The sequence below is a fragment of the Burkholderia guangdongensis genome, assembly GCF_013403875.1.
In the GTDB taxonomy this organism is placed as follows: domain Bacteria; phylum Pseudomonadota; class Gammaproteobacteria; order Burkholderiales; family Burkholderiaceae; genus Burkholderia; species Burkholderia guangdongensis.
In genome coordinates this window covers 106304-116909 of the sequence record NZ_JACBNX010000001.1, presented here as the reverse complement: position 1 = coordinate 116909, position 10606 = coordinate 106304, and the positions used below count along the sequence as shown (strand labels likewise).

Here is a 10606-nt window from a genome sequence, read left to right as displayed (position 1 = left end):
CGTTATAGAGTGTTTTATTTTGTACTGCTGATTATGTCATTGGATGCTTCACAATTCGATACCAAATTGGCTCGCCTAAGATCTCAGAGCCATCAGCAGCTACGGCCTTGACAACAAACTGCGCCTTCCCAATTACCCATTGAGCAGTATCGCCGGATATTGCAGTAATCATGTACAGGCCATTGGTGTTTGGTAACGCCGGATCTGATAGATTCGTGACCTTGAAGTTATAGATCAGCGTCTGGCCTGTAGCGTCGTACAAGCTAGCTGAGATAACCCATTGACTGAAATCCGGCTGGTTGCCGGTGACGCCGTATGTACCGTAGTAGCCCGGCGTAAAATTGCCTACAAAAGCGAGGTTGCCAGCACCATTGAATGTTTGGCCGGCATAGAAGTTGAATGCCAAATTGGTTTCTCCTGCATGGTGAACCGTCTCCAATCCGACGGTGTTTGTTGTTCTATTTATGCAGGAGAATCACGCATTAAACGCGCACAAAAAAAGAGCACCCGCGAAAGAGTGCTGGTGGTTACTACGTGGACTGTACTACTGCTTGTCTGCTTGTGCTGCGCTAGCTGGAAGCGGAGGCATGGACGCGATCAAGTCCGCAGTAGTGATGTTGCTGTAATCAAGCTTCTGTTGTGCTTCAGCAGCTAACACCGCTTCATGCTGCTGGCAAAGCTGGTAGCAGACCAGACCCTGCGAAACCCAGCGCACAAATCCCTGCGAGCTTCAGAATGTCATTGCGTACGGTTTTGTAGAGTTCTACAGCAGTGCTCATTTTTGTTCTCCTCAGAGATTAGGTATCTGGATGGTGTATTCGCCCACTACCGTATACAAGAAAAAGTTATCACGTTCAGTCAATCGCTCTAAAAATTTGCTTTGCTTCCGTGTGCTGGGCAACGTAGTCGCGTAGCTGGTGATAGTGATCGTGCAAAGTCTCGTTAGCTGCTGTCATTTCCTTCATGAACGCATACGCACACGCTCCGCTCAACGCAAACAGCGTGCAGACGATACCGAATGCCTCGCGTCCTAGCTCCCCCTCAAAACCATTGCCGTCTACATAGACGCTGAACTTCTCTGGGGACTCGGGATATGCAAACCCCGAGCCGTTGCTGAGTTTCGCGAACTCCCAGTGTCCTCCGTTGTACTCCTTGCTGATCTTGCGTGCGGTCCTGAACAAGGTCTGCTCACTGAGGATGAAGCACTTGGCAGTGAACAAGTACGGCATGAACTTCATGCGCTCTTGCTCGGGAACTGCTGTAACTGTGATTTCGTTCGCTTTCATCTGAACCTCCGTTGTGGGATCCAGATGATACGTAGTCCATAGCACCAATCAAGCCTGAGACAGGTAAAGCTTTGCTAGGTAGCCCGCAACAGTAACAACCGTGGCAAATGCAAAACCAACGCTGGAAATGATCACAGTTGTTAGGGTAGATACGGTCTTGGTTAATGCATCAATCTTTGCATTCTGCACTTCTGTAATCGCATGCAGTTCTGCGTAGTTTTGGGCACACTCAAATAGGTGTGTGTTCATGGTTGCGCGCACTGCGTCTAAATCGTCTGCCATAGAGTCCCCTGTAGGCTTGTTCAGTATATTTACCCCAGCCAAGTTAGCAGTTATATGAGAGGTAAATACGGATTTATAAGGAATCCGTATGACTCCATCAATCAACTGTATCAATCTGGTAGAGGCATCAGAGGGATGCGTTCTAACTTCCTATCAAGACTCGGTAGGCGTTTGGACAATCGGCTACGGCCATACTGCTGGTGTCGCTGCTGGCATGACTATCACGGACGCCCAAGCCATTCAGTACTTGGAACAGGATTTAGCAGCAGCAGGTGCAGCCGTAAGCCGTTTGGTCACAGTCACATTGAGCCAGAACCAGTACGATGCTTTGACCGACTTCGTGTTCAATTTGGGGCAAGGAAGCCTAGCGGAAAGCACACTGTTGAAGCTGCTGAACATGGGCAACTACACAGGGGCAGCCAACCAGTTTCACTTGTGGGTGTATGCAGGCGGGAAAGTACTACCGGGGCTAGTGGCAAGACGAGCAGCAGAAGCAAAGCTGTTTGAGACACCAGCCTGAAATGAGGAAGGCAACCAAGTCCTGCTGGAAATGGTTGCCCGGTTTCGGAGAATAAAACAATGCATGGACTCTTTGACATCCACCACCCTATTTATACTCGCGCTGTACTTATGCGTCGATATACGTGAGTTTTAGCTGTAGCGCTAACACGTCATCGGTTACTGTGAACCGACATTGCGTTTGCAATGGGCCGCTGGTTCCGATCAGTTCGCATAGCTGCTCCCATTCATCTTGTGTATCACAGTACAACTCAAAGTCCCAACCTTGCTGTAGGGTTGTTACGTTATTGATACGGTTTCGTATTTGGTTGATGCGCTTTAGGCAATCTGCTGCTGTCATTCTTGGTGTACTCATCTTATTCGCTCCAAGTGTCGAAATAACCAAGATCCTCAAGCAAGAGGTTTAGTGGGCTTTCGTCCCTTATGATGTTGATGACCACACTGCTCTTGTTCTGAACCACTTGCGCGTCATGTGGGAAGCGCTGCAAGCAGTCCACGATTGCACAGTGCATGTCACAGATACTCGTTCCTGATTTTGGCGTGTAGGTCAACCGCATGTGATGCTTGAACAACGTCTTCTTTAGATTTACTTTTAATCGTTTCATTTTTACTTATTCCTTTATGTGTTATATCCGAGCCATGCTCGACTGGTGCTTGATTGGTGCTCGATTTTTTGCATTGAGCACGGCGTGGAAGTCTTATAGGACGAGGGATTCCAGCGATTTCCGTGCTCAAATGCTCGATTTTTATACTTGGCGGTACTGGCGCAGCTCTTCCGCTAGGTGCTCGCCGATTAACAGGTCGTCGGACCAGCTCTTTTTGCCAGCTACTGGCTTGTGGGACAGATACTGCTTGTAATTGACATTGAGCACACCGCTCTTATCAAGAATCCAGACCTGTGCTTGGTCTTTCGCTGCGCCTTTCTCGTCGCCCCAGTAGTTTTCAAAGTACTGCTTCTCGCACTGGCTCTTGTAGCCGTTCAACATCAGAGCGTTGCTGAACTGCTCCTTGACCTCTGACACTTTCATCGGCTTATCAACACAAGCATTAACAATACGGTGTACAAGCTTCAGCGGAATGCAACCGTCGTTGACTGCATACTTGATGATCGCGTCGTACAGTGTATTGATGTCTGAACGTTGTGCCTTGACCTGCTCTTGGTAGTCCTCACCATGCAAGGCCAACAACACACCATTGAGGTCTGCACCGTGCTTGCTGAACAGATGAGTCAGGAACTTTGCCACTTCCTCTCGGTTCTTTACAAGCAGTGCGATCTCATGTGTTAGCTCGCTTGCGGTATCAATGTTGCACTCGTATACGTCTTGCAAACGCTCTTTCAATCGAATGTTTGTATGAATAACAGAGGTACGACGGTCAGCACCGCTAGTACCACTGCCATCAACAGGGATAGAGCCTTTCAGGCCGTTGTTAGATGCACAAAGCAGGTTGTAGTTAGCGTCTGCTGCTATTGCGTCCTTGCCCTTCTTTTCCAGTCGAAAGTTCGTGCTACCAGTTGCACGCTTGTATGCGTCTGCACTAAAGCTCTTGCCTTCGTTCTCGTCGATGAAGCCAATAGTCGCATTCTCAAGCATTGAGTTAAAGCCGTTTTCCAAGTCCTTTTGTCCAATTGGAACCACGCAACCACCTGCAAAAATGGTTTCCAACATGTCCTTGAACAAGTTCTTGCCGTTACCACCGCCGGCGCCCATCAAGTCCAGGTTCGGAGTGCTTTCACTGCGCTCTGGAAATTTGTGCTTGTGTACGATCCATTTTTCCAAGTGCTGAACGTTCTCTTGCTTGCCACCCGCAACACTGTAGATCAAGTGATCGAACAACTCGTTGTACGGCTCAGTGTTGTCTGGCTGCACCCAAAACGTATCTTTCAACACGCGTGCAACGTTATAAAAGCTCTTGCCCCAACGATCAATCTTGAAGCTGGTTACCATTGCCGTATAGATACGGTCATCTGCGCGAAACACATCCTTTAACGCTTCTTTGTCGAGTGTGATCTTCTTGCCTGAGATCAAGCTGAGTTCGTCAACCATCTGCTCGTGCGTGAACAGCAGTGGTTGCGGATTGCAGACCACAGTGATGTTGTCGGATGAGTTCTTGAAGCTGATGTAGCGTTGGTCTCTGATCGAGTAGCCCATATTGAACCTTTGCATTAGTGGGCCGATCTCGCCAGAATCCTGCTCGTCTTTCAACTGCTTTGCTGCGTGCTGTCCCTGCTTGACTTCAATCTCAAGGTCGTTGATCCGCTTCAGCTTGTCTGTGCGTTCGTTGCTTGTAGCTTCGATCCTTGCCAGCATTGCCTGTGACAGAACTGGGTCGTCTTTGAACAGCACTGCTTGCTTGTCAAGCTCTGCTAGTTTGGTATCAAGCAACTTAACGTCTTTCTTCAGTGCGTCGATCAATTGTTTCTTTTCGAATGAAGCGTTTTTGACTGCTTCCATGTCAATGTCATGTGTGTTCATGATCTTTTTATTTTCCGTGTGTTGTTATTTTTATTTTCTAAGCAGTGTGGCTAGTCTCGCCTGTAGTACGTCTTTGCGATCTAGCTTAATACCTGCATAGTGGTACAGCGTTCCCATCGTTCTGCGTCTAGTACCGTTGTAGCGACTAGTAAGCAGCTTGCTGTACTCACCGCGTTTCTGTTCAGGCCAGCGCTGTGACATGAGAGCAACTGTTTGCTGCTCGTTGTGCTCTAGCGTGTTGAACACTGACCAAGTGATCACAGACCAGTCGTCGTAACCAAGAACTGGCTGCTTCTGCTTGATCGCATCAAGGCACTTTATGACCTTTGCTTCCTGCTCAGTGCTGTTGCCTGTGAACTCGTACTGGTGTTTGACCGGTTCGGGATTGCATTCCGCTAACCACCAAGCAAGTACAACTTCAGGCAATTCCGCTACAGCTACATCGCAAGGACTAGCAAGCCAGTGATACGGCTTCTGCGTCTCAGGATGGATGCTAGGAGGTAGTACAGACTGTACGTTGTTCCAGCGGAACTCAAGACCTTCGGGCTTGCCTGTCGCTTGCTTGTCGTTTTTCTTGACGGTACGCAGGTATTGCCAGCATTCGGACGGAACGCTGAACAGCATTTGGAAGCGATGGGGCTTCCCTGACGACCACATTACGGTCTCGGGCAATATTGCCATGCCGCCGAAAAGCTCGTCAAAAAGTTTCCGTCCCCATGCGCCGTCGAAATCGATCGCACACAGACCGGTCTTCGGCCCGAGCAAAACACCAACGTTGCCGTTGTCTGGTATCTCGTGCAGTTGCTTGGGGTTGTGCTGCCAACCTGCTGTAGCTGGTCCCTTCTGACCAAGTGGGATGGGTACGTACAGCGCGCCTTGTAACTGTAGTACTTCAAGTTCAGTATTGAGCATATTATTCTCCGTTGTTATTTTCTATGCCAGAAATGAGGAAGACCTCTTGTGCTTGGTCTCACAAGAGGTCTTAGGTAAACGCTAACGAATTAGCGAAATAACACACGGGAAAAATAAACATCAAAACATGCTACAACTCACAGAGTGTAGTGTCTACGATAGTATTTAGCTAATTGTATTCTGCATTTACCTAGACAGTGCGAACAGCTTGTACTGTTCAGCGTAGGCGACCAAGCCCTGTCTTTCACATATCTATTTAGCAAGAAGCTCACGGTTCGTGTGCAAAAGCTCGAATTCCGCGATTTCTTGCTCGCAGCCATATTACGGCATAGCAGCAGGAGCCGTCAAAATAGAATAGGACAAACGTCATTCCTGCCCAACCGGCCACTTTTTCAAAGTCGAGCATTTGAGCACGGAAATCACATAAGCCACTGTTTATAAAGGAGAATCTGTGATGCTTGACGTCGAAAATCGAGCATAAATCAAGCACCAGTCGAGCATGGCCGCCTGCACTAAATACCGCATAACAACAAGAAGAAGGTATTTCAGGTGCAGTACAAGAGCAAATTAGAAGAGAAATTCGCGAAGCAATACGGACTAGAGTATGAACCAGACCGAATTCCGTATGTAGTGCAGCACCAGTACACACCTGACTGGAAGCTAGCAGACAACATCTACCTTGAAACCAAGGGACGTTGGTTAAGTGCAGACCGTACTAAGCTCAAGGCTGTGCTAGCGCAGAACCCCAGCATAACCGTGGTGATGGTTTTCCAGAACCCAAACAACAAACTCAACAAGAACAGCAATACTACCTACGCTGACTGGTGTGAAAAAAACGGCGTCGAGTGGTTCAAGTATGGAACGCAAGAACTAACAGATTACATCAGCAAATACGGTCGATAGCGCAGATAAGAATCGAGGTTTTCGCACACTATTCGTAGTGTGGACAACACCTTGATATAAATACTATTGTGCAGTGGACGAGACTAGCAACAAACTCCTTTGAATACTTTTGTACCGGCCATTCGGCCTTTGAAGAAGCCCTAGTGTCATGCTCGTCCCATGCGCTAGGGTTTTTTCATTTTCAGAGACAAAAACAATGAGCAGCACAGAACAACAAATCGGTCAGCTTTACATGCAAGCGACAATGCTTCAAGCACACATCGATCGACTAACGGAAGACCTCGAACGTAGCGAAGCGGAGAAACTACGTTTGCTTGAACTGGCAGCGGATTTGGCTTTAGAACAGCGTGCAACCGCACTTGCTTGCAAGTTGATTGAATTACCCGTAGTAACGACTACACCAAAATAGTTTCCGCGCAACAATAATCAAACGATAACGAGAAGAATAACAATGATGGGATTTACAATAACTTTCGGTAAGAATAAATTAGACGATGAATTGCAGGCTTTGAAAAAGGAATGTGACACTCTGAAACAGCAGAACAAGAAATTAGAAGATGAAAAAGCGAACGTTTCTCATGCTGCATCCAATTTCACCAAAGCGTTCATCGAACACAGTCGCGCACTCAGTCAAGAGATCCGAAATTCATCTCTTTATGGATTTCTTGGCATCAGCATAATAATGCCAAATATCTACGAAACGACATTCACGATTAAGGGAGCGGATGCTCTCGTTGAGTTTGTTGATTTCGTAAACCAGTACAACCCGTACTACGTGGTATCCCATAGGGGCGGCACGAATGAATTAGGCGTGTATTGCGAGACCACTGATGAAAATCTCGCAATGATGCTGAAGCTGAAGTACTGCTGATGGATGGGCGATGCGCACGAGTAACTACAATAATCAAACGATAACGAGAAGAATAACAATGACACACTATCTATTAGCGGCTATTGCGGCATGGCCCCTGTACAAACTTATCATCGCAATTATGGAAGACGGAGACAGGAGAGGCAGGAAAGATGCTGACGAGATTTGCGGGAAGGTGGGGCGATGAGCATGAGTAACCATACAGTGACAGTTCATCCACGCAACAAAGCTAACCTTGAAATGTTGCGTGAATGGTGCGAAGAGCATACCGAAGGGTATTGCGACTCTGATGCAGTCTTGAAACATGAGCACCAGTTCGTTAGCACCGTATGGGACATTGGACACGGACCCACCGTAACCGTCACAAGATCAAGACCAGTAGTGTTCAGCTTTGACTCAGAATTAGATGCAGTACATTTCAAACTACGTTGGAGCGAGTATCTGTAATCACGTGTCACCGATTCCGTCGTAGCAGCCAGCGACAGCATAGATAGCAGTGAACTCATGTCCGCACTGCTCGCAGATGTACTCCTGATGGATCGTCATTGCACCCACTGCACAAGCGCCCATAGTTGGGTTAGGTGCCTCGCATGCGCGACAGACAACAACGCCTTCACGGACAACCGTATTACGCCAATCCTCTGAACTAAGCATGATCGACTCCTTGGCAGTAGTTGAAGCAGTATAAAACAATAATAACAAGTTAGCAGTATGAAACAAGAACAAGATCCGCACGTAGCGGGCGAACATATCGTAAAAGAGACAAGCAGTTTTACAGAGTACTACCCTGACCACCCACCGAGAAGTGAATCTGCCCTATTCCGCAAAACGAAGAAGCATTGGCACGATCTTGGTACAGGTTGCCATATCTGCGGAGGTCACGACAGTATTGAAATCCACCATGCGTGGATTGAGTGGGCATTTGCAGGTGCTGTCGATTGGGACAAAGTTAAAGCAGCACACCCAAGCTTTGATTGGTCTAGCTTTAAAGAAGCGACAGACTTTGTGGACAGTATCTACAACACAGTCCCACTTTGCGCAAAGCATCACAGGGCACCTAATCACGGCGTACATCATCTACCTATGCCGAACTGGTTGATACAAAAGTACGTGCGCGATGATTTCGTGCTTACCTCAGACCAAAACAACAATAACAAAGGAGACAAATAATGTCATCAATTAAACAAGAGATCAAAGTCACGCTTGAGCGTTTGGACGAAGCAAAGACGGAGCTTGAGCGTCTATGCGGCATAAACACAGACGCAATGACAGTTGAAGAACGCGTTGATCACATGGTTGAGATTGCTTTTCTTTCTGATTACGCTACAGAAGCCCAATACGCACTTGAGAAAGAAATTAGCGGTGCAGTAAAGGAACGCTGGAACGAACTACGCAAGGCAGACTGATGCAGTACGATCCTAACAAAGAACAGCAACTGATCGTAATTGATAAATCTGAGGTTCGTGCAGTTTGGCATCTGGTAGAACCTGCTTTGATTGCATTGCGTACAGAGCAGGAAGCACCGGACAAGTGGATCGTACCTGACGTCTATAACTCCATTACAAGCGGCGGTGCAACGCTTGCTTTTACTACTCTCGCCCCGGCTCCCGATCGCACTGCTGCTATCAACTCGGCAAGTGGGTTTGTCGTATTGCAGAAAGTGAACGGCTATGCTGGCTCAGCACTGCATATCTGGATTGCAGCGAGAACCGATAAAGACAGTACTGGCAAAGCAGAAGCTTCAATCATGCGCACGTTCAGCGACGATCTAGACGCATTGGCAAGGCACTACCACTGCAATGCAATCACGTTCGGTAGCAACAGAGCGTTCTGGGACAAGGTCGCACCGCGTTTTGGCTTTGAAGTGCTAGAGACGCGCTGGTCTCGTCCTGTCGTCTGATGTGACACTGTTTAAGCTGTACTTCCAGGCTATACTGTATAAATATACAGGGGTGGTCGGCATGGAAGACGATGTGCTGGAGTGGTTCGAGGAACGCAGCGCAATCATTGCTGAGGGGACGGGTCAAATACCGGCTGACGCCGAATTTAACGCGTTCGCTTGTGTCGTTACGTGGTGCAGGAGGACAGGTAGAAAGCTGCCCGATACGCCGTATTTTGCTGCCCGTCGCAACTGGATGGAGCGGCTGTACTTCAACGACGACAAGGGCGCAGCAGAGTACGGCCAAGAAAAGCACGACAAAATTCGGCCGTAGAAAAAGGGAGCTAACGTGCTCCCCTTCTTTTTAGCCAAGCTTCAAAGCGAGGTCTTCGGGTCTAGTGCTGTAGTACCTTGCAAGCATTTTGAGATTGCTATGGCCGCTAATACGGCTTAGCTCGATCACGTTCGGAATCTTTTTAGACATGTTCGTGATCGCCATGTGCCGAAGGTCATGGAAGCGAAAATCCTTAATCTTGGCCCGCTTCACAGCACGCATCCATGCCTGATCTACTACGCGATACGAAATAGGGAAAACGCGATTGGATGCAGCTTCAATACCCTCCAGCGGCATCTTTTCACGCGCTGCTCGTACCTCTTGGAAGATAGCAATAGCCGTACTGCTAAGCGGTACTGTTCTGGGTTTGCCGTTTTTCGTTTTAGTCAGATAGGCGACTCTGCGTTCCAGATCAACCCGATCCCAAGTAAGCTCCAACATCTCGCTACGTCGCATTGCAGTCTCAAGTGCAAGCTTGGCAAGTGGCAGCAGATGCGGGTTAATGCTGTTCTTCGCTTTGCGCGGCTCCCACAACTCGTCACGGCTCTTTAGCTCGACCCACAAACGATCAAGCTCTGTGTCTGTGAGTATTCTGTCGCGTTCGCTGAAGTACTTGGGTTTTATGAACTTGCCGAACGGATTTGGAAGCGTCATATCCCAATCTCTGCGGGCACGTTTAAACAGACCTTCCAAGACTGCTATTTCACGCAACAGCGTACCAGCACAAACGACTTTAAGGCGCTCGTCTCTGTATTTTGATAGTACTTGGGGTGTCAAATTTTCGACGCTGTACTGACCCAGACGCTCTTTCAATCTGAGTAACCTGCATTTCAAGTACGTTGTATTTTTGGTTACTAGCGGTCCGTTGGGTAGGACGTGCAGCGTGGGATCTGAGTCCAAATACCTATCGATCAGTTCGCCTAATGTAATTGCCAAGTCGGCTTGGTTAGCTGCGAACGTTCCCGCTTGCATTGCAGCTTCAATCTCTGTCGCCCAAGCTTGTGCTTCTGTTTTACTGTCGAAGGACTTGTTCTGTGCTGGGAACCCCTTGCGGATCACCCGTGCTTGCCACTTGTCGCCCTTTTTGAGGATGCTAGCCATATGTGCCTCATTTGCACCAAATTTGCACCAACGTGCAAAAAATGA

At 48.1% G+C, this 10606-nt stretch carries 14 protein-coding genes; 8 read left to right on the top strand and 6 right to left on the bottom strand.

Annotated features, from left to right (window positions below):
• Positions 1 to 31: 31 nt before the first annotated feature.
• From HZI36_RS00580 to HZI36_RS00570, 3 genes are all read right to left on the bottom strand, one after another.
• The gene (locus HZI36_RS00580) at positions 32 to 406 is read right to left on the bottom strand and encodes a hypothetical protein (protein ID WP_179400667.1); all 375 of its coding nucleotides are present in this window, start codon (positions 404 to 406) and stop codon (positions 32 to 34) included.
• A gap of 448 nt (positions 407 to 854) precedes the next feature.
• Positions 855 to 1286 (bottom strand): antirestriction protein, encoded by a 432-nt coding sequence (locus HZI36_RS00575; protein ID WP_179400666.1) that lies wholly within the window; start codon positions 1284 to 1286, stop codon positions 855 to 857.
• 48 nt (positions 1287 to 1334) lie between these two features.
• The gene (locus HZI36_RS00570; protein ID WP_179400665.1) at positions 1335 to 1568 is read right to left on the bottom strand and encodes a hypothetical protein; all 234 of its coding nucleotides are present in this window, start codon (positions 1566 to 1568) and stop codon (positions 1335 to 1337) included.
• A gap of 88 nt (positions 1569 to 1656) precedes the next feature.
• Here HZI36_RS00570 and HZI36_RS00565 point away from each other — a divergent pair, with 88 nt between their 5' ends.
• Complete coding sequence (locus HZI36_RS00565) at positions 1657 to 2088, top strand: lysozyme (protein ID WP_179400664.1); 432 nt, start codon at positions 1657 to 1659, stop codon at positions 2086 to 2088.
• A gap of 745 nt (positions 2089 to 2833) precedes the next feature.
• Here HZI36_RS00565 and HZI36_RS00560 read toward each other — a convergent pair.
• Positions 2834 to 4540 carry a primase-helicase family protein gene (locus HZI36_RS00560; RefSeq protein ID WP_179400663.1) on the bottom strand — a complete coding sequence of 569 codons (1707 nt, stop codon included), beginning with the start codon at positions 4538 to 4540 and terminating at the stop codon, positions 2834 to 2836.
• A 51-nt stretch (positions 4541 to 4591) separates the two neighbouring features.
• A complete protein-coding gene (locus HZI36_RS00555; RefSeq protein ID WP_179400662.1) occupies positions 4592 to 5473 on the bottom strand; it encodes a bifunctional DNA primase/polymerase in 882 nt (293 codons plus the stop codon).
• A 516-nt stretch (positions 5474 to 5989) separates the two neighbouring features.
• On the opposite strand from HZI36_RS00555, the gene HZI36_RS00550 reads away from it, so the two are divergent.
• From HZI36_RS00550 to HZI36_RS00520, 7 genes are all read left to right on the top strand, one after another.
• Positions 5990 to 6376 carry a PDDEXK family nuclease gene (locus tag HZI36_RS00550; RefSeq protein ID WP_343049946.1) on the top strand — a complete coding sequence of 129 codons (387 nt, stop codon included), beginning with the start codon at positions 5990 to 5992 and terminating at the stop codon, positions 6374 to 6376.
• A gap of 196 nt (positions 6377 to 6572) precedes the next feature.
• Positions 6573 to 6785, top strand: coding sequence for a hypothetical protein (locus HZI36_RS00545; RefSeq protein ID WP_179400660.1), 213 nt, complete (start codon positions 6573 to 6575; stop codon positions 6783 to 6785).
• Between the two features lie 42 nt (positions 6786 to 6827).
• The gene (locus HZI36_RS00540; protein WP_179400659.1) at positions 6828 to 7247 is read left to right on the top strand and encodes a beclin/Apg6 coiled-coil domain-containing protein; all 420 of its coding nucleotides are present in this window, start codon (positions 6828 to 6830) and stop codon (positions 7245 to 7247) included.
• A 711-nt stretch (positions 7248 to 7958) separates the two neighbouring features.
• The gene (locus HZI36_RS00535) at positions 7959 to 8417 is read left to right on the top strand and encodes a hypothetical protein (protein ID WP_179400658.1); all 459 of its coding nucleotides are present in this window, start codon (positions 7959 to 7961) and stop codon (positions 8415 to 8417) included.
• Entirely contained in the window at positions 8417 to 8653 is a 237-nt protein-coding gene (locus HZI36_RS00530) for a hypothetical protein (protein WP_179400657.1), read from the top strand. Before HZI36_RS00535 ends, HZI36_RS00530 begins: the two co-directional genes overlap by 1 nt.
• Positions 8653 to 9147, top strand: a complete 495-nt coding sequence (locus HZI36_RS00525; protein WP_179400656.1) for a hypothetical protein — start codon at positions 8653 to 8655, stop codon at positions 9145 to 9147. The genes HZI36_RS00530 and HZI36_RS00525 overlap by 1 nt, the downstream gene beginning before the upstream one ends.
• Positions 9148 to 9208: 61 nt before the next feature.
• Positions 9209 to 9460, top strand: a complete 252-nt coding sequence (locus HZI36_RS00520; RefSeq protein WP_179400655.1) for a hypothetical protein — start codon at positions 9209 to 9211, stop codon at positions 9458 to 9460.
• A 30-nt stretch (positions 9461 to 9490) separates the two neighbouring features.
• Here the strand turns inward: HZI36_RS00520 and HZI36_RS00515 are convergent, their stop codons facing one another.
• On the bottom strand, positions 9491 to 10561 hold the full coding sequence (locus tag HZI36_RS00515; RefSeq protein WP_179400654.1) for a site-specific integrase: 1071 nt from the start codon (positions 10559 to 10561) through the stop codon (positions 9491 to 9493).
• Positions 10562 to 10606 lie beyond the last annotated feature (45 nt).